This is a genomic window from Sphingomonas sp. DC1600-2 (assembly GCF_049897605.1).
Taxonomy (GTDB): Bacteria; Pseudomonadota; Alphaproteobacteria; order Sphingomonadales; family Sphingomonadaceae; genus Sphingomonas.
This window is the reverse complement of the sequence record NZ_JAFCWO010000001.1, coordinates 446,716-470,159: the sequence shown is the minus strand read 5'-3', so window position 1 is coordinate 470,159 and position 23,444 is coordinate 446,716. Positions and strand designations below refer to the sequence as shown.

Sequence of the window (23,444 nt, the reverse complement as noted above, 5' to 3'; positions counted from 1 at the left end):
GTGGAGGTTTTACGAACGCCCGAGGCCCGGTTCGAGCGGCTGGCCGATTATCCCTTCGCGCCGCACTATCAAACCGTCACCGACGGCGACGGGACGCCCCTGCGAATCCACTATATCGATGAAGGGCCGCGCGACGCCGCGCCGGTGTTGCTGATGCATGGCGAGCCGAGCTGGTCCTATCTCTATCGCAAGTTCGTGCCACCGCTCACCACTGCCGGGCACCGCGTGATCGCGCCCGACCTGATTGGCTTCGGCAAATCCGACAAGCCCGCCGCGCGCGCCGATTACACCTATGAACGCCATGTCACCTGGATGTCCGACTGGCTCACCGCGCTCGACCTGCGCGACATTACGCTGTTCTGTCAGGATTGGGGCGGGCTGATCGGGCTGCGCCTGGTCGCCGCCTTTCCCGATCGCTTCGCACGCTTGGTGATCGCCAATACCGGACTGCCGGTCGGCACCGGATCGTCGGCGGGGTTCGATGCGTGGCTAGCCTTCAGCCAGAATGTGCCGCTCTTCCCGGTCGGCGCGATCGTCAATGGCGGGACCGTGCGCGAGCTCACCAGCGACGAGATCGCGGCCTATGACGCCCCCTTCCCCGACGAAAGCTACAAGGAAGGCGCGCGGCAATTCCCGACCCTGGTACCGGTCACGCCAGAGCACGCCTCGGTTGCCGAAAACCGCGCGGCGTGGACGGTACTCGAACGCTTCGACAAGCCCGTCCTCACCGCCTTCAGCGACAAGGATGCGGTGACCGCAGGCGGCGAGAAGATCTTTATCGAGCGCATCCCCGGCGCCCGCGGGCAGCCGCACACCATCATCGCGGGTGGCGGCCATTTCCTGCAGGAAGACGCGCCCGACCGATTGAGCGCGCTGATCGATAGCTTCATTCGCAGCACCGGAGCATCGGCATGAACGTCACCAACGCGGTCTTTCCTCCCCCCGAACAGGCCGCCGCCTTTTTCAGCGCGCCCGAGGACGGGCCGTTCGTGATGGTCAATTTGCTGAAGTTCAAGGACCATGCCGAATATCCGGACGGCTCCGACGCCCTGCTGAGCGGGCGCGAGGCCTATGCCCGCTATGGCGCGGCGGTGCGGGCCTGCCTGGCGGCGGTCGGTGGCGAAGCGCTCTATGCCGGTGCGGTCAGCGAACTGATGCTCGGCACCATGGACGAGCCGTGGGACATGGTCGCGCTTGCCCGCTACCCGTCACGGGCGGCGATGCTGGCGATGGTGCAATCGCCCGATTACCAGGCAATCGAGAAGCATCGCGTCGCCGGGCTTGCCGGGCAGCTCAACATCCGCACCAAGCCGCTTGGCGCATGACGCTCACCTACGATCTCTATTGGTCGTTCCGTTCGCCTTATTCCTATCTGGTGACGCCGCGCCTGATCGAACTGGAACGCGATTTCGACGTCGTGGCGCGGGTTCGGCCGGTCTATCCGATTGCGGTTCGCCAACCCGATTTCTTCACCAGCAACGATCCCCTGTGGCTTAGCTATTTCCTGCGCGATATCGGTCGCAGCGCCGCCTTTGTGGGGATGCCGTTCCGCTGGGCGCAGCCCGATCCGGTGGTGATGGATTTCGCGACCCGCACCTATCCGCTCGACCAGCCCTATATCCACCGTCTGACGCATCTTGGGGTCGCTGCGGCAGAACGCGGGCGTGGCCTCGCCTTTCTCGAAGCGGTGGGGCGACTGCTCTGGAGTGGGGCAGTGAGCAGATGGCATGAGGGCGATCACCTCGCCCGCGCCACCGCCGAGGCCGGCCTTGACCTCGCCGAACTCGACGCTGCGGTCGCGGCCGAACCGGAACGCTATGTCGAGATCGTCGTCATCAACCAGGCGGCACAGCGCGACGGCGGGCATTATGGCGTGCCGCTGATGGTGTTCGAGGGTGAACCCTTTTTCGGACAGGACCGCTTCGACCAGCTCAAATGGCGGATGGAGCAACAGGGACTGGCGCGGCGATAATGGCACGCAGCGTGCCGTGACATTGCAGAGTCGGACGACGCTGCTACGATGCAAGAAACAAGGGGGCGAGCGATGCGGAACCTGATGCGGGCGATGGTGGGGTTGGTCGGCCTGTTCAACATCGCCTTGGGAATGGCCTTCCTGTTTGATCCGGCACATTCCGTCGCGCGCTTCTTTCTCACGCCGGGCGGCACGCAAGGGCTGGCAACGGTGCGCGCCGACTTCACCGCGTTCTTCGTCACTGGCGGGGTGTTCGCGCTGCTCGGCGCATGGCGCTGCGCGCGCGCACCGCTGGCGGTGCCGTTATCGCTGCTCGGGATCGCGATTGGCGGACGCTGCCTGAGCCTGATCCTCGACGGCACACCCGCCTCGGCGTTTCCGCCGATGGTCGCGGAGGCAGTGATGATCGTGGTGCTGTTGCTCGCACGCCGCAGCTTCGCGGACGTCGCGCGGTGAAGCATTGGGGCAAGATCGTGCTCGCTTTGGTCGCGGTGCTGGCGATCGCGGGGTTCGCGTCAAAGGATTATATACTGCTGCATCTGCCGGGCTGGACCGCGCCGCACGTCTATCCGACGCGCGCGGTAACATGGCAGCGCGGCCCCGCCCCCGCCATTCCGGCGGGCACCCGCCCGCCCAACATCGTGCTGATTGTCGCCGACGACCTTGGCTATAACGACATCAGCTTCAATGGCGGCGGGGTTGCGGGCGGGCTGGTCAAGACGCCCAATATCGATGCGCTGGGGCATGATGGCGTCACCTTCGCCGACGGCTATGCCGGTAATGCCACTTGCGCACCGAGTCGCGCCGCGTTGATGACCGGGCGCTATCCAACGCGTTTTGGGTATGAATTTACGCCCGCCGATACGCACCCGCCCGCCTGGTTTCCGTCGAGCGTGATCCGCACCGACGCCATGTTCTCGCGCACCATCGCCAATTTCCCGACGACATGGGAACACAAGACGATCTTCGACGAGGACGCCGCGCGCCAGCCCGCCACGACGGCACCCAAGGGCGTACCGTCGAGCGAGGTGACGATTGCCGAGCTGCTGCGCGGCAAGGGCTATCACACGATGCACCTCGGCAAATGGCACCTCGGCGAAGCAAAGGGGATGCGGCCCGAGGATCAGGGTTTCGACGAGAGCCTGGGCTTTATGATCGGGGGCCAGATGTATTTGCCCGAATCCAGCCCCGACGTCGAAAATTCGAAACAGCCGTTCGATCCGATCGACAAGTTCCTGTGGGCGAACCTGCCGTTCAGCGTGCAATATAATGGCGGGCAGCGCTTCCACCCCGATCGCTACATGACCGATTATCTGACGGTGCAGGCCAAGGCCGCGATCACCGCCAATCGCAACCGGCCGTTCTTCCTCTATCTCGCCTACAATGCGCCGCACACGCCGCTGCAGGCGTCAAAGGCCGATTATGACGCGCTACCGCAGATCACCGATCATCGCCTGCGCGTCTATGCCGCGATGATCCGCGCGCTCGATCGCGGGGTCGGGCAAGTGATGGCGACGCTCAAGCAACAGGGGCTCGACCAGAACACGCTGGTCATCTTCACCAGCGACAATGGCGGTGCCAATTATATCGGCCTGCCCGACATCAACCGGCCGTATCGCGGGTGGAAAGCGACCTTCTTCGAAGGCGGGGTGAAGGTGCCGTTTTTCATGCGCTGGCCCGCGCGGATCAAGCCGGGCACGCGCATCGCGGGCCCCGTCAGCCATTTCGATATCTTCGCCACTGCGGGCGATGCGGGCAATGCCCCGCTGCCCAAGGACCGCGCACTCGACGGGGTCGATCTGCTGCCCTTTATCGACGGCAAGCAGAGCGGCACGCCGCACCAAACCCTGTTCTGGCGCAGCGGCCGCTATCGCACCGTGCGCGACGGCAACTGGAAGCTGCAGGCGCTCGATCTGCCGCATGTGGAGTTGCTCTATGACATGAAGGCCGACCCGACCGAACGGCATGACGTCGCCGCACAGCACTCCGATGTCGTCGCGCATCTCGACCAGTTGCTCGCCGCGCATGACCGCGCCAGCGTCAAACCCGCCTGGCCCTCGCTGATCCGCTCCCCGATCGCGATCGACCGCCCGCTCGGCACCAAGCCGAAACCGGGCGAGACGTATATCTACTGGTCCAACTAGATTAAGCGGATAGTCTCCTTCCGACCAAAGCGCGTCGTTTGCCCCATCTCCGGTGAACGTCGGGTCATGACGAAAGCTGACGATCTCGCAGGTCAAAGCGGGCGATCGGCAACGCGCCCTTGAAGGGATCATTCGGCGATCAGGCCAATCGGCCCGGAAGCAGACCTTCATTCGCCTCGATCGAGGCCGTTCTGAACTACTAGATTTGGCGGCCTGGTTTCATCGAGTTCGCGAGTGAGGTGCCGCTTCGCTGACTGATATTGTGCGCGTGAGGAGGACTGCGGCCTAACCGGATACATTCCGCCCCACGCAGAACTACTTCAGACCGTCAGTATTGCGAGCGCCGGTTGATCAACGCGGTGAGCATCTCGTCTATCTGTTGAGCTTGAGTCGAATAGCCTCGAAACATCTCAAACATCGGCACCATTGCCTTTTCAATCAGGGGCACGAGCGCGGACGCGGGCGTGTCGGCCGGAAAGCTGACCTGACATACCGGGGAGGTGTCTTCCGCCGAGATGTATCGACTGGGACCACCCACGAACCATGCATCAACGATGCGATTATGAAGGCCGGTCCAACGAAAGGCCCAGTGCAGTTCGTGGTCTGCATCCGCGACACCCATCGCGTTTGCAAAAGCGAGGCCGGTGAGGAATACCTCTGCAACGTCCGTGATAACCTGCCGTTCACCGAGCACGGTGCGCGGGCTCGCTTGGTTGCGGCGCGCGATCACGTCGAGCAGGTTCAGGCGGCGTTCGTAGAATTGGCCGTTTGGATCGAACATCTCGAACGTGAGAGCATCGAAGATATCGGAAACATAGAGCATCGCTTCCCAGCGACCCTCGCGGACCTTTGCTTCGCTCTCGATGCCGCCTACTGCGGTGTCGAGCCATGGCGGATAGCTACTGTAGCGGGGTACGGCAGACAGCATCCGCCGCAGGAAATCATGATTTGCGCGAAAGCCATCCGGAGCCGGGCTGATCACCAAGGCGACCTCCCGACTGCCCCATCCTCGCAATTCGGCGATCTCGGCAGGCACCTGGCGACGATCATATTCCTCGGCGAAGTGTCGATCGCCGACATCAAGAAAGTCCGCTGCCAGCTGGCTGCCGCTCGGCTGGGGCGCGAGTCCTCCTGTCGACATGATTTCCGCGATAGCCGGTCCGATGTCTGTCAAATTGCGCCGGATGAAACGAGCGATGTCGGCTTCGCGGTTGTCAAAGCACACCTGCATCAGCCGCTCCAAATCGTCCTTGGAACAGTCAGCGACAGTACTGGGTCGACCATTGCTGGCGAGAGTGCGGATCGGAATCTCCCCTTTCGCAAGCAAGATGACGGGTTCGCCATCGCGCTCTTGCACGATCGTCGCCTTGACGCGGACTGGAGTTCGGACCCCGGCAGCGACATTGATCCGGGGATGTTGGCGGGCGTTGCGGTCGAGGAGCTCTACTCGGACTTCGAAGGGCTCCGACGCGTAGCGGGAGACCAATTCCTGAATCCGATCGAGGTGATAGCGGGCCGCAATATCGTAGGGCGCATCGTCTTCTCGGGGGCGCCCATCGTCTTGGAAGCCAATGAGTAAGGTGCCGCCGCCATGGTTACGCAGCGCGATCAGCGTTTTGACGATCACGGCCTGATGAGGAGGCTTAGCAGGATCGAGCCAGGATTTCAGCTCGAATGCCAGGCCCTCGCTGAAGCGCACATCAGGCGGAGGATTGGTCGCAGTCATGTCGTCTTGTCGATGCTGAAGTCTCGCATTTCAATGGCGATCACACGATAATTTCTAAGACAGCCAGATCGCCCCGCCCGCCGCATGGGAAGAGTTTGAGAGCCTGACGCGGGCGCTCTTCGCAGCGAGCACGTCAAGGTGTACGGTTCCGCCGGACGCCATTGCGATGCGCCGATGGGAGGTTGCAGCCAAAACTGCCGTTAGCGGTAGCCATGCGGAACGACCGCAACCTGCCAATTCCCGCCATCAACGGCGTGTCCGCATCCCACCACTTGTTGCCGTTCCGCCCGATGCAAAGGCAGTCCCCATTTTACGGGTTCGCGGCCTAGCCGGAGCGCCCCCGCACTTTACGCCCGCTTTACGCCCGCCGCCCGCAATCCCCCGCGCGCGCTAACGCCGCTTCGGCGCAGGGACGTCGCCTGAACCATCACAGGCGGGCCCAATGTCCTTTGACCTCTTACTCGGCGGCGTCGTCGCCGTCATCGTGCTGATCTATCTGCTGGCGGTGCTTGCACAGCCCGAGCGGTATTGAGGGAGGCACGGCCATGACCCTCACCGGCTGGAGCATGATCCTGCTCTTCACCGTCCTGATCATCGCGCTGGCCAAGCCAGCCGGGGATTGGATGTACGCCCTCTATGCCCGCAAGGAGATGCCGCTCGGCTTCCTCGAACGCGGCTTCTACAAGCTCGCCGGGATCGATCCCAAGGCCGAGCAAAGCTGGGTCGGCTATGCCGTCTCGCTGATGGTGTTCAATGTGGGCGGCATCGCGCTGCTGTTCGCGATCCTGAAACTGCAGGGCGTGTTGCCGATGAACCCGCAAGGGTTTGGCGGCATGGAGACGCTGCTCGCCTTCAACACCGCGGTCAGCTTCGTCACCAACACCAACTGGCAGAATTACGGTGGCGAATCCTCGCTGTCGAACCTCAGCCAGATGGCGGGGCTGACGGTGCAGAACTTCCTGTCGGCAGCCGTCGGCATTGCCGTCGCCTTCGCCTTCATCCGCGGTTTTGCGCGCAAACAGGCATCGGGCATCGGCAATTTCTGGGTCGATGTCACCCGCGCCACGCTCTATTTGCTGCTGCCGCTCTCGATCGTGCTCGCGCTTGCTTATGTCGTGATGGGCGTGCCGCAGACCTTCGGCCCCTCGGTCGTCGCGACGACGGTGGAAGGCGCCAAGCAGACCATCGCGGTCGGCCCGGTCGCCTCGCAGCTCGCCATCAAGATGCTCGGCACCAATGGTGGCGGCTTCTTCAACGCCAATTCCGCACATCCGTTCGAAAACCCGACCGCGCTCAGCAACTTCCTGCAGATGATCACGATCTTCGTGCTCGGCGCAGGGCTCACGCTTACCTTCGGCAAGGCGGTCGGCAACATCCGCCAGGGCTGGGCGATCCTGGCTGCCATGATGCTGCTGTTCCTCGTCGGCGTCGCGGTCGCTTATGGGGCCGAGGCGGCGGGCAACCCGATCCACCACGCACTTGGCGTCGCCGGGGGCAATATGGAGGGCAAGGAAGTCCGCTTCGGCATCGCCGCCACCGCTTTGTTCGCCGTCATCACCACAGCCACCTCCTGCGGCGCGGTGATCGGGATGCACGACAGCTTCACCGCGATCGGTGGTCTCGTCCCGATGTTCAACATGCAGCTTGGCGAACTCGTCGTCGGCGGCGTCGGCTCGGGCCTCTATGCGGTGCTGATCTACTGCATCCTGGCGGTGTTCATCGCCGGGTTGATGGTCGGCCGGACCCCTGAATATGTCGGCAAGAAGATCGAATCGCGTGAGATGAAGCTGGCGGTGATCGCCATCGCCGTGCCGCCGCTCGCCATCCTTGGCCTCACCGCCGTGGCTTGCGTCACCGGGGCCGGGCTCGCGGGGCCGCTCGCCAAGGGTGCGCATGGCTTTAGCGAGATTCTCTACGCCTTCACTTCGGGCGCGGCCAATAACGGCTCGGCGTTCGGTGGCCTCAGCGGCAACACGCCGTTCTACAATCTGCTGCTCGCGCTCGACATGTTCGTCGGCCGCTTCGGGGTGATCCTGCCCGTGCTCGCGATTGCCGGTGGCCTGGCCGCCAAGCGCCGCGTGCCCGAGGGGCCGGGCTCGTTCCCGACCACCGGGCTGCTGTGGATCGGCCTGCTCGCGGCGATCATCGTGATCGTCGGGGGTCTCACCTTCCTGCCCGCGCTCGCGCTCGGTCCGATCGCGGACCAGGCGCAGGTCGCCGCCGGCATTTTGCTCTAAAAGGTCCAAGCCAATGGCAAACCAGAACGCTTCGCTCTTCACCGGCCCGCTGCTTGCTGCAGCGGTCCGGGATGCCTTCCTCAAGCTCAACCCCGCCAAGCTGATCAAGACGCCGGTGATGTTCGTCACGGCGATCGTTGCCAGCCTCTCGACCGTCCTGCTCATCAAGGGCCTCGCCACCGGCACCGGCCATGCCGCCTTTGAAGGGCAGCTGGTCTTCTGGCTGTGGCTGACGGTGCTGTTCGGCAACGTCGCCGAGGCGCTGGCCGAGGGCCGCGGCAAGGCGCAGGCCGCCGCGCTGCGCGCCACCAAGGCGGATCTCCGCGCCAAGAAGCTGATTGGCGTGGCGGGTGCCTGGGAATGGGTCGACGCCGCCCGCCTGCAAGTCGGCGACGAAGTGCTGGTCGAGACCGGCGACCTGATCCCGGCCGATGGCGAAGTTGTCGCGGGCGTCGCCAGCGTCAACGAAGCCGCAATCACCGGCGAAAGCGCCCCCGTCATTCGCGAAGGCGGCGGCGATCGCTCCGCAGTGACCGCAGGCACGCGCGTCATCGCCGATGCGATTACGGTGCGCGTGACGGCGGGCGCAGGCCAGGGCTTTCTCGATCGCATGATCGCTTTGGTCGAGGGCGCGCAACGCCAGAAGACCCCCAACGAAATCGCCCTCACCATCCTGCTGGCAGGCCTGACGCTGATCTTCCTGATCGCGGTCGGCACGCTGCCCGCCTTTGCCGCTTATGCAAATGGCGGCATCGCGGTGCCGGTGCTGGTCGCCTTGTTCGTTACGCTGATCCCGACGACGATCTCGGCACTGTTGTCGGCGATCGGCATTGCCGGGATGGACCGGCTGGTGCGCTTCAACGTGCTCGCCAAATCGGGCCGCGCGGTGGAAGCGGCCGGCGACATCGATACGTTGCTGCTCGACAAGACCGGCACGATCACGATCGGCGACCGCCAGGCCACCGCCTTCCTGCCGGTTCCAGGGGTTACGCTCGCGGAATTGACCGCGGCAGCGCGGCTTGCCAGTCTGGCCGATGAAACGCCCGAGGGTCGCTCGATCGTCGTGCTCGCCAACGCCGATGGCGCTGCCGCCATTGCGATGCCGGAGGGGGCCGAGGAGATCAAATTCACCTCGCAGACGCGCGTGTCGGGGCTGCAGATCGGGGATCGCGCGTTGGTGAAGGGCGCGGTCGACGCGATCCTCATGCGGCTGGGCAATGTTCCCAATGCCGATACCCTGCGCAAAATCTCGGACGAAATCGCGCGCGGCGGTGCCACTCCGCTGGCGGTCGCCGATGGCAACCGTCTGCTTGGTGTCGTCCAGCTCAAGGACATCGTCAAAGCGGGCATCCGCGAACGCTTCGGCGAGCTGCGCCGGATGGGTATCCGCACGGTGATGATCACCGGCGACAACCCGCTGACCGCCGCCACCATCGCGGCCGAGAGCGGCGTCGACGATTTCCTCGCCGAGGCGACGCCCGAGGACAAGCTCGCTTTGATCCGCAAGGAACAGGAAGGCGGCAAGCTCGTCGCGATGTGCGGCGACGGCACCAACGACGCCCCTGCCCTCGCCCAATCGGACGTCGGCGTGGCGATGAACACCGGCACGCAGGCAGCGCGCGAGGCAGGCAATATGGTCGATCTCGACAGCGACCCGACCAAGCTGATCGAGATCGTCGGCCTCGGCAAGCAATTGCTGATGACGCGCGGCGCGCTGACCACTTTCTCGATCTCCAACGACGTCGCGAAATATTTCGCGATCCTGCCCGCGATCTTCGTCGTGCTCTATCCGGGGTTGGGCATGCTCAACGTCATGCGCCTGGCGAGCCCGGAAAGCGCAATCCTGTCGGCGATCATCTTCAACGCGTTGATTATCCCGGCGCTGGTGCCGCTCGCGCTGAAGGGCGTGAAGTACCGTCCCGCCCCCGCAGGCACGCTGCTGGCGCGCAACCTCGCGGTTTACGGCGTCGGCGGGCTGATCGCCCCATTCGTCGGCATCAAGGCGATCGATCTCGTCGTCGCCGCCCTCCATCTCGCTTGAAGGACCTTTCGATGTTCACCGAAACGCTTCGCGCGCTCCGCCCCACCGCGGTCCTGCTGCTGCTCGTCACGCTCGTCACCGGGCTGCTGTATCCAGCCGCGATCACCGGCATCGCGCAGGTCGCGCTGCCGGTCCAGGCCAATGGCAGCATCCTGTCGGACACCAGGGGCAATCCGATCGGCTCCGCGCTGATCGCCCAGAATTTCACGGGCCCACGCTATCTCCATCCGCGTCCCTCTGCCGCTGGCAAGGATGGCTATGATGCGAGTTCGTCGGCCGCGACCAACCTAGCGCCCGGGTCGAAAGACCTGCGCGACGCCATCGCCAAGCGCGTTTCCACCGCGCGGGCGGAAGGGATGACCGGGGATCTACCCGCCGACCTGGTCACCACTAGCGCCTCGGGGCTCGATCCCGATCTGAGCCCCGAGGCGGCTTTTTTGCAGGCACCGCGCATTGCCAAGGCGCGCGGCCTGGATGTCGCCAAGGTAAAGTCGCTCATCGCCGAACAGACCGAGCAACCCGTGCTCGGCATCATCGGCGAACCGCACGTCAACGTCCTGCTGTTCAATCGACAGCTTGATATGCTTTCCGCTACCACATCGGGCAAATGACGCTCGCGACCTTCTCCCTTCTTCGTCACCCCGGGCTCGTCCCGGGGTCCACCGTGCCAATAGATCAGCGGCGTCAGGATGTGCGGCGCAGTGGACCCCGGGACAAGCCCGGGGTGACGGCTGCTGACATCAGCACGGGCGTGCAATGACCGAAACCCGCCCCTCCCCCGATGCTCTGCTCAAGGCCGCCCAAAGGGAGGGGCGTGGTCGTCTCAAGATATTCCTGGGGGCCGCCCCCGGTGTCGGCAAGACCTTCGAAATGCTGCGCGAAGGCGCGGAACTCCTGCGCACTGGCACCGACGTCGTCGCAGGCGTGATCGAAACGCATGGCCGCACCGAAACCGAACGGCTGACCGCCCCATTCGAGGTGCTGCCGCGCGCTAAAATCGTCCATGGCGCGCACACTCTCGAGGAATTCGATCTCGACGCGATGCTCAAGCGGCATCCGCAAGTCGCCTTGATCGACGAATTTGCGCATACCAATGCCCCCGGCAGCCGCCACCCCAAGCGCTGGCAGGATATTGAAGAGTTGCGCGCAGCGGGCATCGACGTGCTCACCACGCTCAACATCCAGCACGTCGAAAGCCTCAACGATGTCGTCGCCGGTTTCACCCGCGTGCGTGTGCGCGAGACCGTGCCCGATGCGGTGCTGGACGATGCCGAGATCGAAGTGGTCGACCTCCCGCCCGACGAGCTGATCGACCGGCTGAAGGACGGCAAGGTCTATATCCCAGCCGAGGCGACGCGCGCGCTCGGCCATTTCTTCTCGAAATCGAACCTGTCGGCCTTGCGCGAACTGGCGTTGCGCCGCGCCGCGCAGACGGTCGACCGCCATTTGCTCGACCATGTCGCCAGCCTCGGCGAAAGCGGCACCTGGGCCGGCGGCGAGCGCGTCGTCGTCGCGGTTGGCGATCAGCCGGGCAGCGAAACGCTGATCCGCTCGGCCAAACGTCTGGCCGATGCACTCCGCGCAAGCTGGACGGCGGTGGTGGTGGAAACCCCGCGCACGGCGACACTCTCCGCCGAGGCGCGCGCGCGCATGGCGCATGCGCTCGACCTCGCCACCGGTCTTGGCGCGACCATTGCCACCATCCCCGCGCGCAGTGTGCTCGAGGGTCTGGTCGCGCAAATCCGCGAAGCGCGCGCGACCGCCGTCGTTATCGGCAAGTCGCGCCGTTCGTGGTGGTTCGAGCTGCGCCACGGCTCGATCGTCGACCGGCTGGTGCGGGCGCTCGATGGCGTGGCGATCCATGTCGTACCCGTCGCGCAACCCAGCGAAACGTTACGCGAAGCCCCCACCACTCGGCCGATCCTGGCGCGCGGGAGTCTGATCGGGCTTGCACTCGTCGGTGCCAACACCGCGCTCGCGACGCTGTTACAGCCGCTGGTCGGTGCCAATGCGATGGATCTGCTGTATCTGCTGCCGGTGATCGCGACCGCCACGCTCTACGGCCTGCGCCCCTCGTTGATCGCGAGCATCGGCGCGGCGCTGGCGTATAATTTTTTCTTCCTGCCGCCGCTCTACACGCTGACGATCACCGATCCGCAGAATGTCGTCACGCTGATCGTGTTCGTCATCGTCGCGGTCGTCGCGAGCCAATTGGCCGGGCAAGTCCGCCGCGAAGCCAATCTCGGCGCGCGCACCGCCACCGAAAATGCCGCGCTCGCGGCGTTCGGCCAGCGTCTTGCCGCCGTCGCCGATGAGACCGGCACGGCGACCGCTACGTGCGAGGAAACCGCTGCCTTGCTGGGCGTATCCACGGTCCTGTTAGGCGAGCGCGATGGCCGCCATGTCGCGATCGCCGGTGCGCCCGATGTGCCGCAACTGAGCCCGATCGATCTCGCCGCCGCCGACTGGGCGTTCGATCGCGGCGAGGTGACCGGGCGCGCGAGCGGGACGTTGACGGCCAGTGCGTGGCAATTCCATCCGCTCAAGACCGCGCTCGGCGTGTTGGGGGTGCTCGGCGTTGCGCGCGATGGCGATGGCGATCCGATCCCCGCCGACAAACGCGTGCTGTTCGCCACCCTGGTAGGCCAGGCCGCGCTGGCCCACGAACGTCTGCAACTGGAAGCGCAGGCGCGCGAAGTGAGTGCGCTGAAGCAGCGCGACGATTTGCGCGCGACCTTGCTGTCCTCGATCGGGCATGACCTCAAGACGCCGCTCACCGCCGTCGTTGCCGCCGCCGATCAGCTCGCCAGCGAATATGGGGCCTCCCCCACCACCGCCACGTTGCAGAGCGAGGCCCGGCGTTTGCGGCGCGTGTTCGACGATCTGGTCGAGATGACCCGGATCGAGGCCGGCGCGCTGGTCATGCGGCAGGAGGCCACCGACCTGACCGATGCGGTCGCCGCCGCCGCACACGACCTTCGCGCCGAACTGGCACGCCATCGCCTGATTCTCGACGTGCCGCCGACCCTGCCGCTGGTCGAGGCCGATCCCCGCATGCTGCACCACGTCCTCATCAACCTGCTCGGCAACGCCGCCAAATTCGCCCCCGCCGATACCGACATCATCATCGAAGGACGTCGCACCCCCGACGGTCTCACGCTCGGCGTGCTCGACCAGGGCCCGGGACTACCACCGGGGCGCGAGGCGCATCTGTTCGACCGCTTTACCCGCGTCGATGGCGATGATCGCAGCGGCGGCACCGGGCTTGGCCTCGCCATCGTCCAGGGCTTTGCCCAGGCGATGGGGCTGAGCGTCAGCGCCTCCAACCGCGAGACCGGCGGATCGGCGTTTTGCGTGACTTGGCCCAATCCACTGATCCGGCGTACGGCAGCGGCATGACCGCCCAAATCCTGATCGTCGATGATGAAGCCGCAATCCGTCGCCTCGTGCGCGGAGCGGTCGAGCGCGCCGGGCTCACCGCCGACGAAGCCGCCACCGCCCACGATGCCCTGACCGCCGCGCGGCGCCCGGGATGCGAGCTGGTGCTGCTCGATCTCGGTCTGCCCGACCGCGACGGCATCGAGCTTGTGCCGCTGCTGAAGGCGATGGACCGCGCCGTCATCGTGCTGACCGCGCGCGACGCGACCGCAGAAAAGGTCGCCGCGCTTGATCTCGGAGCCGATGACTATGTCGTCAAACCGTTCGACACCGAGGAATTGCTGGCGCGCATCCGGGTCGCGCTGCGGCGGCACAATGCGGCAGCGGCTGGGCAGGACCGGCTAAAGGTGGGGCCGGTCGAAATCGATCTCGCCGCGCATCAGGTCTGGCGCGATGGCGTATCGGTGAAGCTCACCCGCAAGGAATTCGCGCTGCTCGCCGAACTGGCACGCCATGCGGGCAAGCTGCTGACTCATGCGCATTTGCTGCGGGTGGTGTGGGGCGAAGGCCATATCGACGACGTCGAATATCTGCGCGTCGCCGTGCGCGCGCTACGGCTGAAACTCGAGGCGGACCCCGCAGCCCCCGCGCTGGTGCTCAACGAACCGGGCATCGGCTACCGGCTGGTGGCGTAAGCGCGCCCCGCTACTCCGCCGGTGCGATGATCGCGGTGCGCCGCTGCCGTCCCCAGCTTTCGCGACCCGTCAGGAAGGCATGCCAGCCCCATACCGCCCCGGCGTGACGCAATAGCTGGAAGCTGAACGGTTCCAGGATCGCCGCGATCAGCGCCGGGAACAGCCCCAGCCCCTCGCGCTGCCCGGTCCAGTTCTTGTAAATACCAAGCGACCACAAATGGAAGGTCAGATCGATCGCGATCTTGACCAGCATCACGATCAGGATCGGCAGCGCGACCATGAAGCGCCCGGTCGCCACCAGCCCGATCAGGATTGCAAATGCCGCCAGCCCGTAGATCGGCTGAAGCGTGTCGAGCGTCTTGACCGGCAGCATCGCCGTGCCAAGCCAGCCGAAGCGCCGCGCGCCGACCATGTCGCGATTCCAATGCTGCGTCTGCAGAAAGCCGCCGAACCAGCGCCGCCGCTGGCGCAGGAACGCGAGCGGGCTCGCCGGGGCATCGGTCCGTGCCAGCGCACCGCCGACCACGCGCACCGTCCAGTCGCGCCCATGATCCACCGCATGACGATGCAACCGGTGGATCAACTCGTAATCCTCGACCATGCAATCGGGATCGAACCCGCCGACTGCTACCACCGCATCGCGCCGGAACGCGGCGAACGCGCCCGAAATCAGCAACAGGCTGTTCAGCCGCTCCCACGCATGGCGCGACAGGAAATTGCGGACATATTCATAGGTCTGGAACCACTCGAAGAACCGTCCCTGCAAGTCCGGCCCGCAAATCGGCGCGAGCACCCCCGTCGCCGCCACCAGTTCGGGCTCGGCAGCAAAGGCCGCGCGCATCGCGGCGATCGCGCCGGGTTCGAGCAGCGTATCGGCATCGACCGTCAGCACCACTTCGGTATCGACCTGCACCATTGCCGCGTTGAGCGCCCGCGCCTTGCCACCGTGGCGCAACCGCAGCCAGCGCAGCGACGGCAGCACCGGTGACGGCTCGCTCATCGTGCCAAGCGGCGGTGCCACGAGCCCGTAGCGGCGCGCCAGCACCGCGGCGGTGCCATCGCTCGATCCATCGTCCGCAATCAGGATCAGATCGGGGGCGGCCGTCTGGCCCGCCAGCCGGTCGATCGCCGCCGCAATCACGCCTTCCTCATTATGCGCCGCGACAATCACGCCAAACGAGACCGAGGTCGCGGGCGCGGGCTGTGGCTTCAGGCGCAAATCCCGGATGTTCCATGCGGTGAACGCGAGCAATGCTGTGTCATATAAAATATAAACGATGCCGATCGACCACACCGCCAACCCCTGCCGCTGGAACGCCTGCACCAGCAGCGCGACGAACAGGATCGGCCCGAACGCACCGATGATCCGGCTTGCGACGGGAATCCGTCGCGGGGTCAGGCGCGGCGATTCCGCCACGAGCGTTTGGGCGAGCGAGGTCATTGCGGAGGCGATACCGATCCAGGATGAACGAGCGATGACGCCGCCTAGCGCGCGGGCGCAAGTCCCGCTAGGTTAACTCTAGTTTATCGGCAGGAGCATTATCTTGGTACAGCGCTACTCCAACGTTGCGATCGTGCTGCATTGGCTGGTCGCAGCGCTGATCGTAACCAACGTCGCGCTCGCCTGGATCTGGCCGGTCCTGCCCGATGCGCAGGTGCGCCCGGCGATCGACCTGCACAAGTCGATCGGCATCACCATCCTTGGCCTGGCCCTGCTGCGCATCCTGTGGCGCTTCGGCCATCGTCCGCCGCCGCTGCCGCGCGGCTATGCCGGTTGGGAAGTGGCCGCATCGCATATCGTGCACTGGGGGCTGTACGCGATCCTGTTCGCCATGCCGCTGACCGGCTGGATCATGGATTCGGCCTATGAAAAGGCCGCGACCACGCCGATGTACCTGTTCGGCCTGTTCCAATGGCCGCGCCTCGGCTTCATCATGGCGCTCGATCCCGCGACCAAGAAGGCGGTGCATGACGGGTTTGGCGAAGCGCATGAGATCATTGCTTATGCGGTCTATGCACTGGTCGCTCTGCATCTGGCGGGGGCGCTGAAGCACCAGTGGCTGGACGGCACGAAGGAAATCCAGCGGATCTGGTTCGGGCGCTGACCCGGCGGGGATTATCGCCCCGCCAGAATCGCGTCGATCGCCTCGGCCACGCCATCCCGGTCGTTACCTGCCACCACATGGTCGGCCTGTGCCCGCACCGCCTCGGGCCCCTGCCCCATCGCAAACGACAGGCCTGCGCGGGCGAACATCGGCAAGTCGTTGGCCTGGTCGCCAAACACCGCCGTTTCGCTGAGCGGCACGCCGATCACCTCGGCCAGCGTTGCCACGCCGTCGCCCTTATTGGCCCGCAGCGCAGTGATATCGAGATAATAAGTCTGCGACTGGGCGATCGTCGCTTGCGCCGCATGGGGCTCCAGGCTGGCGTGGAGATCGGCGAGCAGCGTCGGCACATCGCTGACGAAGGTGATCTTATCCACGCGATCGTACAGGCTTGAAAAATCCTGCGTCACGATCGGCGTCTGGTTCGACGCGATCCGCTCGCTGGTGACATGCGCGCCGACGTCCGTGCTGGCATACCACAGGTCGTCAGCGAACACCCAGGTGTCGACTGCCAGCCCGCGCGCCGCCGCGAAGGCCGCCTCGACCACCGACCGGTCGACCACATGGTGGCAGGTCACCCGCCCATCGCGGGTAAAGACCGTACCGCCATTGAACGCCCCCATCGGCGCATCGATCGCCAGCGTTTCGGCAATCGGCATCAGGCCCGATCGCGGCCGCGCGCTGATAATCGTGAACGGCAAACCCGCCGCGCGCAGCCGTGCGACCGCCGCCGCCACGCCCGGCGTGATTTGCTTCGCGCGATCGACCAACGTGCCATCGACATCCGACACCACCAGCCGGATCGCACTGGCGTCTGTCACTGCGGCATCTCGACATGGCCACCAAAGCCAAAGCGCATTGCCGACAGCAATTTGTCGCCGAACGTATGCTCGACCCGGCTGCGATAACGGGCGAACAAGGCAGCGGAGAGGACGTTGACCGGCACCGCCTCCTCCATCGCCGCTTCGATCGTCCAATGGCCCTCGCCCGAATCGGCGACCTTGCCCGAAAAAGCATCGAGCGCCTGATCCTTGGCCAGCGCCGACGCCGACAGATCCAGAAGCCACGACGAGATGACCGATCCGCGCCGCCACACTTCAGCGATATCGGTCAAATTGAGATCGAAGCGTTCGTCCTCGGGGAGGTTTTCCGACGCCTTGCCCTTCAGGATGTCGAAGCCCTCGGCATAGGCCTGCATCAGGCCATATTCGATGCCGTTATGCACCATCTTGACGAAGTGCCCCGCCCCCGCAGGCCCGGCATGGATATAGCCCTGCTCGGCGCGCGGATCTTCCTTATCGGCATTGCGGTCGGGCGTGCGCGGGATCGTGCCAATGCCCGGAGCCAGCGCGGCTAGGATCGGATCGATCAGGTCGACCGATCCCTTGTCGCCGCCGACCATCATGCAGAAGCCGCGCTCCAGGCCCCATACGCCGCCCGACGTCCCGACATCGATATAGTGGATGCCCTTTTCGGCGAGCATTTTCGCGCGGCGGATGTCGTCCTTGTAGAAGCTATTGCCGCCATCGATGACGATGTCGCCCGCTTTGGCAAATCCACCGATCGTGGCGATGGTCTGCTCGGTCGGTTCCCCGGCCGGCAGCATCACCCAGTAGAGTGCGGGCGTGTCGAGCTTGTCGCGCATGTCCTCGAGCGACTCCGCCGCCACCGACCCATCGGCGGCGAGTGCGGCCACCGCCTTGGCATCACGGTCGAACACCACGGTTTCGTGCCCGGCGCGCATGATTCGGCGCGCGATGTTCCCGCCCATCCGGCCAAGGCCGATGATTCCGATCTTCATGAATATGGTCCTTCAGGCGTGCGCAGGATGCTTGGCGGCGATTGCTCCGAGCAGATCGTCAAACGCCTTGGAGAAGGACGCGACGCCCTCCTCGACCAGCGTGTCGGTCACGCCGTCCAGATCCAGGCCAAGCCGCTCCGTCTCGGACAGGACATGCCGCGCACCCGCCACATCCTCGGTCAGCGTAAGCTTAGCGGTGCCGCGTTCGCGGAACGCATCGAGCGTCTTGGGCGGCACGGTGTTGACCGTGTCCTTGCCGATCAGCGTGTCGAGATACAGCGTGTCGGGATAATCGGGGTTCTTGGTGCCGGTCGATGCCCAGAGCAGCCGCTGCACCTGCGCGCCCTTGGCGGCGAGGGCCTGCCAGCGAGCGGACGCGATGAATTCCTCATACCAGGCATAAGCGAGCTTGGCATTGGCAATGGCGACTTTGCCCTTGAGCGCCTTGGCCGCATCGCCGCCGACCCCTGCATCAATCTTGTCGTCGATCTTCGAGTCGATCCGGCTGACGAAGAAGCTGGCGACACTCGCGATATGGTCGATCGGCTCACCGCGCGCGACGCGCTTTTCCAGGCCCTCGACATAGGCTTCCGCCACTGCCTGATACGCGCTTTGCGAAAACAGCAACGTCACGTTGACGTTGATCCCAGCGTCGATCGTCGCGGCGATCGCGGGGACACCGGCAGGGGTGCCGGGAATCTTGATCATCAGGTTCGCCCGATCGACTGCGGCCCACAATTTCTGCGCCTCGGCGATGGTGCCGTCGGTGTCGTTCGCGAGATAGGGCGACACTTCCAGGCTGACATAGCCATCCTTGGTGCCAAGCCGGTCATAGACCGGGCGCAGCGTGTCTGCCGCTGCCTGGATGTCGAGGATCGCCAGATGTTCGTAGCGCTCCATCGTCGACGCATCGGGGTTGGCCTTGTCGAACGCCGCAAGCTCGGCATCATAGGCATCGCCATGCCCCATCGCCTTTTCGAAGATCGACGGGTTCGACGTGACGCCGGTCAGCGAGTCCTCATCGACCAGTTTCTGCAGGCCGCCCTCGGCGAGGAACTTGCGGTCGACAAAGTCGAGCCACACGGCCTGACCGAGATTTGCGAGATCGTTCAAACGGCCCATCAGTGCTTCTCCGTATATCCTAGTGGCATCACCCGGCCTTGTTCCGAGTCCATCCCGCCAGCGTAGCAATGCATTTGGGCATGACGGTTACCGGAACAAGGCCAATCGGGGATCAGGCGGCCTCGCCGAGCATTTCGGTGGCAACCTTGACGACATTGTCGACAGTGAAACCGAACTTGTCCTGCAATTTCGCAATCGGTGCCGACGCGCCAAAGGTCGACATGGTGATCGTGCGCCCGTCGAGACCGACATAGCGATCCCAGCCGATTTCACCCGCCATCTCGATCGCGAGCCGCGCTTTCACGCCCTTGGGCAGCACCGATTCCTTATAAGCGGCGTCCTGCTTTTCATAGCGATACCAGCTCGGCATCGACACCACGCGCGATGCCACGCCCTGAGCGACGAGCCGATCATGCGCCGCCAGCGCCAGCGACACTTCGGAACCCGTCGCGATCAGGATCACCTCCGGGTTTTCGCTGTCGGCGAGCACATAGGCACCCTTGGCCAGCCCATCCGCGCTCGCATATTTCGACCGGTCAAGCGTCGGGAGCGCCTGCCGCGACAGGATCAGCGCGGTCGGATGGCTGGCATCGGCCATGATCGCCCGCCACGCCGCCGCCACTTCATTGGCATCGGCCGGGCGGATCGTGTCGAGCCCTGGAATCGCGCGCAGCGTCGCCAGATGCTCGATCGGCTGGTGCGTCGGGCCGTCTTCGCCGACGCCGATCGAATCGTGGGTGAACACCCACACCGATCCGATTTCCATGATCGCCGACAGGCGCACCGGCGCGCGCATATAGTCGACGAACACCAGGAAGGTGGAGCCATAACCGCGCAGATGCGACAGCGTCATGCCGTTGACGATCGCGCCCATGCCATGTTCGCGCACGCCGAAATGCACGTTGCTGCCGCCATAATTGCCGGGTTCGAACGAAGCCGCGCCCTTGATGTCGGTTTTGGTCGAGGGCGACAGGTCGGCAGAGCCGCCGAGCAGCCACGGCACCTTGGCCGCAATCGCGTTGAGCACCTTGCCGCCCGCGTCGCGGCTGGCGACGCCCTTGGCGTCGGCATCGAACACCGGGATATCGGAATCCCAGCCGTCGGGCAGGCTATCGGTGAAGATCGCGTCGAGCTGCGCCGATTCCTCGGGATATTCGGTGGCATAACGCGCGCGCAGCGCGTCCCAGGCTTCGCGCAAGGGCGCGCCGCGACCGGCAATCGCCCCCTTAAAGTGCTCGGCAACGCCGTCGGGGACCAGGAACTTGGCATCTTCGGGCCAGCCATAGGCCTGCTTGGTCAGACGGATATTCTCCTCGCCCAGCGGCTCGCCATGCGCCTTTTCGCTGCCCGCCTTGGGGCTGCCATAGCCGATGATCGAATGCACGACGATGAAGGTCGGCTTGTCGGTCGTCGCCTTGAACGTATCGAGCGCGGCGGTGAGCGCAGCGACATCGTTGGCGTCGTTCACATGGATGACGTTCCAGCCATAGGATTCGAAGCGCTTGCCGACGTCTTCGTCGAAGGCAAGGCTGGTCGCGCCCTCGATCGAGATGTGATTGCTATCGTACAGCCAGCACAAATTGGACAGTTTGAGGTGCCCGGCGAGCGAGGCAGCTTCGGCCGAGACGCCCTCCATCATGTCGCCATCGCCGCACAGCGCATAGACATCATGGTCGAACAGGTCGAAACCGGGCTTGTTGTAGCGCGCCGCGAACCAGCGCTCCGCGATCGCCATGCCGACCGAATTGCCGCAGCCTGCACCGAGGGGACCGGTGGTGGTCTCTACACCGGTGGTGTGGCGATATTCAGGATGGCCCGGCGTCTTGGACGAGAGCTGGCGGAACTGCTTTAGGTCTTCGAGGCTGAGCGCGGGGTGCCCGGTCTTGTTGCCTTCGGCATCGATCTCTTCGATCCCGGCCAGATGGATCAGCGCGTAGAGCAGCATCGACGCATGGCCGACCGACAGCACGAAGCGGTCGCGATTGGGCCAATCCGGGGTGGCCGGATCGTAGCGCAGGAACTTGCTCCACAGCGTATAACCGACCGGAGCCAGCGCCATTGGCGTGCCCGGGTGCCCGGAATTTGCGGCCTGCACCGCGTCCATCGAGAGGGTGCGGATCGTGTCGATGGCGAGGCGCTCGGGCGAGCCATCCTCATGAACGCTCGTTGCAGTCGCAGTCGTCGGGGTGTCGGCCATGAACGGTATCGCCTCGCTAATGTGGGTCTGAACGCACGTGCGCCCGCCCGGTTGCGGTGTGCGAGGGCCTTATCGCGTCCTTTCGTCGCGTTCCAGCCGCGTAACGACGCCATTGGCCGCGATATAGGCCGCCGAGACCTCGGTCAGGAACAGGCCGTGGCCCAAAGCGCCCGGAATTGCGGCGATTTCAGCGGCGAGGCGCGCGTGATCGATATCAGGCGCAAAGCTGCAATCGAGGATGGAATTTCCCTGATCGGTAAGGAAATTTTCCCGCAGGGCGACCTCGGCACCAAGGTTTTCGAGTCGCGCCGCCACGAAATTCCGGGCGAAGGGCAAGGTCTCGACCGGGATCTTCGCCGCCCCGATCGCGGCGACGCGCTTGGAGCCATCGGCGATCACCAGCATCCGCGCGCTGGCGGCGGCAACCACCTTCTCGCGGAGCATCGCGCCGCCCGCCCCTTTTATCGCGCGCAAAGCGCCATCGATTTCATCGGCCCCATCGATGGTAAGGTCGATCCGCGCGGGCAGGTCGATCAGCGCAATGCCGACCGCGCGCGCATGCGCCTCGGTGGCAAGCGAGGTCGCAACGGCCTGCACCGCAAGGCCCCCACGCACCCGCTCGCCCAGCGCCTCGATCGCAAACGCTGCGGTGGACCCGGTGCCAAGGCCGACACTCATGCCAGCGCGAACCTCTTCCACCGCAGCCAGCGCGGCGAGGCGTTTGTCGGACTCGTTCATGGGCGCGCTCTACCATCGTTTGCTGGCGGGGCACATCTTGCGCTTTTGGAATTGGTGGCTAGCTATCGTCCGGGTCGCTCATAGCCACGCGTTTTTGCCGGAACATATCCACAATTGTAATGCAGCCGTGCAGGACCAAGCCAAGTGATCCCGGCAAAATTACCCAGATGCGACTGTCCGGCTCGGGCGGGTGCATTAGGGCAAAGGTGACCAATATACCGCCTGCTAAAGCCGCGATACCGACCCACCGAAGATTAGAGGGCGGCCAATATTGATAATCGAAGCTGGAAAACTTCGCAGCGGATCCTGTTACCGAGATATAATCGTATATCGGAACGCCTATCGCTACGGCGAGCGCAGTTTCTAAGAGGCCCATCGGACGACCTTAGCAGGAGCAAGAATGACCGCAAATGGGAGGGAGGTGACTATCCGCCCGCTAAGGCACTAGCCAATGGCCAGCACTCACGAATAGCCGCCAAGGAACGCGGCCCCGTCCTTCGCCCGGGAGACGCAGGAGGCGAGGGGCAGCGAAGCAAAGCAGCCTAAAACGCAAAGCCCCTCCCAACCGCCCCGCACATTTCCGCTGGCCCCGCGCCGCATCCCACGGCAAAGCCCTGCCCCATGATCGAAAAAATCCTCGGCATCCTCGCGACCTTCACCATCGGCGTCATTTCCAGCGGCGGCTATCTCGGCATTGCGTTGCTGATGGCGATCGAATCGGCCTGCATCCCGCTGCCGTCCGAGATCATCATGCCCTTTGCCGGCTATCTGGTCTCGACCGGGCATTTCAACCTGTACCTCGCCGCGACCGCGGGCGCGATCGGGTGCAATCTCGGTTCGATCGTCGGCTATGAGATCGGCAAGCGCGGCGGGCGACCAGTGGCCGAGCGCTGGGGCCGCTATGTGCTGGTCGGCCCGGGCGAGCTCGACGCCGCCGACCGCTTCTTCGCGCGCTTCGGCAATATCGCGGTGCTGATCGGGCGTCTGCTGCCGGTGATCCGCTCGTTCATCGCGTTTCCGGCGGGCGTGGCGCGGATGCCGCTGATCCCATTCCACATCTACACCTTTATCGGATCGTGGCCGTGGTGCTTTGGCCTCGCCTATCTCGGCATGGTGCTGGGCGACAAATGGAACAGCGACCCGCGCGTCAAGGCGGCCTTCCACAGCGCCGATGCGGTGATCGCAGTCGTGCTGGTAGCGGCGGTCGCCTTCTACATCTGGCACCGCGTGCGCGGCTTGAAGCGGCACTGATCCGACACGACATCTCTTTGGCTGCCCGGCCGTAACT

The 23,444-nt window shown here is 64.8% G+C and carries 20 protein-coding genes; 13 read left to right on the top strand and 7 right to left on the bottom strand.

Translation table 11 applies throughout. The features are described 5' to 3' along the window. The 5 genes from ACP7BL_RS02190 to ACP7BL_RS02170 all read left to right on the top strand — a co-directional run bounded on the left by ACP7BL_RS02190 (position 1) and on the right by ACP7BL_RS02170 (position 4,116). Positions 1 to 915 (top strand): haloalkane dehalogenase, encoded by a 915-nt coding sequence (locus ACP7BL_RS02190; protein WP_033963370.1) that lies wholly within the window; start codon positions 1 to 3, stop codon positions 913 to 915. After that, positions 912 to 1,325 carry a DUF1330 domain-containing protein gene (locus tag ACP7BL_RS02185; protein ID WP_426257499.1) on the top strand — a complete coding sequence of 138 codons (414 nt, stop codon included), beginning with the start codon at positions 912 to 914 and terminating at the stop codon, positions 1,323 to 1,325. The genes ACP7BL_RS02190 and ACP7BL_RS02185 overlap by 4 nt, the downstream gene beginning before the upstream one ends. After that, positions 1,322 to 1,972, top strand: a complete 651-nt coding sequence (locus ACP7BL_RS02180; RefSeq protein ID WP_426257498.1) for a 2-hydroxychromene-2-carboxylate isomerase — start codon at positions 1,322 to 1,324, stop codon at positions 1,970 to 1,972. Before ACP7BL_RS02185 ends, ACP7BL_RS02180 begins: the two co-directional genes overlap by 4 nt. Before the next feature lie 72 nt (positions 1,973 to 2,044). Continuing rightward, positions 2,045 to 2,428: a hypothetical protein gene (locus ACP7BL_RS02175; protein ID WP_426257497.1), complete on the top strand. Its 384-nt coding sequence runs from the start codon at positions 2,045 to 2,047 to the stop codon at positions 2,426 to 2,428. Further along, entirely contained in the window at positions 2,425 to 4,116 is a 1,692-nt protein-coding gene (locus tag ACP7BL_RS02170) for a sulfatase-like hydrolase/transferase (RefSeq protein WP_426257496.1), read from the top strand. Before ACP7BL_RS02175 ends, ACP7BL_RS02170 begins: the two co-directional genes overlap by 4 nt. 328 nt (positions 4,117 to 4,444) lie before the next feature. Here ACP7BL_RS02170 and ACP7BL_RS02165 read toward each other — a convergent pair whose 3' ends face one another. Then, entirely contained in the window at positions 4,445 to 5,842 is a 1,398-nt protein-coding gene (locus tag ACP7BL_RS02165) for an AlbA family DNA-binding domain-containing protein (protein ID WP_137902971.1), read from the bottom strand. Between the two features lie 442 nt (positions 5,843 to 6,284). Here ACP7BL_RS02165 and ACP7BL_RS02160 point away from each other — a divergent pair, with 442 nt between their 5' ends. From ACP7BL_RS02160 to ACP7BL_RS02135, 6 genes are all read left to right on the top strand, one after another. Next, positions 6,285 to 6,374, top strand: a complete 90-nt coding sequence (locus ACP7BL_RS02160) for a potassium-transporting ATPase subunit F (protein ID WP_081988579.1) — start codon at positions 6,285 to 6,287, stop codon at positions 6,372 to 6,374. Between the two features lie 13 nt (positions 6,375 to 6,387). Next, positions 6,388 to 8,079 carry a potassium-transporting ATPase subunit KdpA gene (gene kdpA, locus ACP7BL_RS02155; protein ID WP_137902970.1) on the top strand — a complete coding sequence of 564 codons (1,692 nt, stop codon included), beginning with the start codon at positions 6,388 to 6,390 and terminating at the stop codon, positions 8,077 to 8,079. A 13-nt stretch (positions 8,080 to 8,092) separates the two neighbouring features. After that, on the top strand, positions 8,093 to 10,120 hold the full coding sequence (gene kdpB / locus ACP7BL_RS02150) for a potassium-transporting ATPase subunit KdpB (protein WP_126845559.1): 2,028 nt from the start codon (positions 8,093 to 8,095) through the stop codon (positions 10,118 to 10,120). A gap of 11 nt (positions 10,121 to 10,131) precedes the next feature. Next, positions 10,132 to 10,731, top strand: a complete 600-nt coding sequence (kdpC, locus tag ACP7BL_RS02145; protein WP_341202783.1) for a potassium-transporting ATPase subunit KdpC — start codon at positions 10,132 to 10,134, stop codon at positions 10,729 to 10,731. A 145-nt stretch (positions 10,732 to 10,876) separates the two neighbouring features. Beyond that, a complete protein-coding gene (locus ACP7BL_RS02140) occupies positions 10,877 to 13,519 on the top strand; it encodes a sensor histidine kinase KdpD (RefSeq protein ID WP_341202782.1) in 2,643 nt (880 codons plus the stop codon). Continuing rightward, positions 13,516 to 14,193, top strand: coding sequence for a response regulator (locus ACP7BL_RS02135; protein ID WP_033966287.1), 678 nt, complete (start codon positions 13,516 to 13,518; stop codon positions 14,191 to 14,193). The genes ACP7BL_RS02140 and ACP7BL_RS02135 overlap by 4 nt, the downstream gene beginning before the upstream one ends. A gap of 10 nt (positions 14,194 to 14,203) precedes the next feature. Here ACP7BL_RS02135 and ACP7BL_RS02130 read toward each other — a convergent pair whose 3' ends face one another. Then, a complete protein-coding gene (locus ACP7BL_RS02130; protein ID WP_033966274.1) occupies positions 14,204 to 15,634 on the bottom strand; it encodes a glycosyltransferase family 2 protein in 1,431 nt (476 codons plus the stop codon). A gap of 103 nt (positions 15,635 to 15,737) precedes the next feature. Here ACP7BL_RS02130 and ACP7BL_RS02125 point away from each other — a divergent pair, with 103 nt between their 5' ends. Further along, positions 15,738 to 16,298 (top strand): cytochrome b, encoded by a 561-nt coding sequence (locus tag ACP7BL_RS02125; RefSeq protein ID WP_033966275.1) that lies wholly within the window; start codon positions 15,738 to 15,740, stop codon positions 16,296 to 16,298. An 11-nt stretch (positions 16,299 to 16,309) separates the two neighbouring features. Here the strand turns inward: ACP7BL_RS02125 and ACP7BL_RS02120 are convergent, their stop codons facing one another. The 5 genes from ACP7BL_RS02120 to rpiA all read right to left on the bottom strand — a co-directional run bounded on the left by ACP7BL_RS02120 (position 16,310) and on the right by rpiA (position 22,156). Then, positions 16,310 to 17,119, bottom strand: coding sequence for a Cof-type HAD-IIB family hydrolase (locus tag ACP7BL_RS02120; RefSeq protein WP_126845556.1), 810 nt, complete (start codon positions 17,117 to 17,119; stop codon positions 16,310 to 16,312). After that, positions 17,116 to 18,099: a phosphogluconate dehydrogenase (NAD(+)-dependent, decarboxylating) gene (gene gnd / locus ACP7BL_RS02115; protein WP_126845555.1), complete on the bottom strand. Its 984-nt coding sequence runs from the start codon at positions 18,097 to 18,099 to the stop codon at positions 17,116 to 17,118. Before gnd ends, ACP7BL_RS02120 begins: the two co-directional genes overlap by 4 nt. 12 nt (positions 18,100 to 18,111) lie before the next feature. Next, the gene (gene tal / locus ACP7BL_RS02110) at positions 18,112 to 19,221 is read right to left on the bottom strand and encodes a transaldolase (RefSeq protein WP_033966278.1); all 1,110 of its coding nucleotides are present in this window, start codon (positions 19,219 to 19,221) and stop codon (positions 18,112 to 18,114) included. A gap of 112 nt (positions 19,222 to 19,333) precedes the next feature. Then, positions 19,334 to 21,418, bottom strand: coding sequence for a transketolase (gene tkt, locus ACP7BL_RS02105; protein ID WP_426257495.1), 2,085 nt, complete (start codon positions 21,416 to 21,418; stop codon positions 19,334 to 19,336). Between the two features lie 69 nt (positions 21,419 to 21,487). Beyond that, the gene (gene rpiA, locus ACP7BL_RS02100) at positions 21,488 to 22,156 is read right to left on the bottom strand and encodes a ribose-5-phosphate isomerase RpiA (RefSeq protein WP_426257494.1); all 669 of its coding nucleotides are present in this window, start codon (positions 22,154 to 22,156) and stop codon (positions 21,488 to 21,490) included. 621 nt (positions 22,157 to 22,777) lie between these two features. Between rpiA and ACP7BL_RS02095 the strand changes: the two genes are divergently transcribed. Continuing rightward, on the top strand, positions 22,778 to 23,407 hold the full coding sequence (locus ACP7BL_RS02095) for a DedA family protein (protein WP_426257493.1): 630 nt from the start codon (positions 22,778 to 22,780) through the stop codon (positions 23,405 to 23,407). Positions 23,408 to 23,444 lie beyond the last annotated feature (37 nt).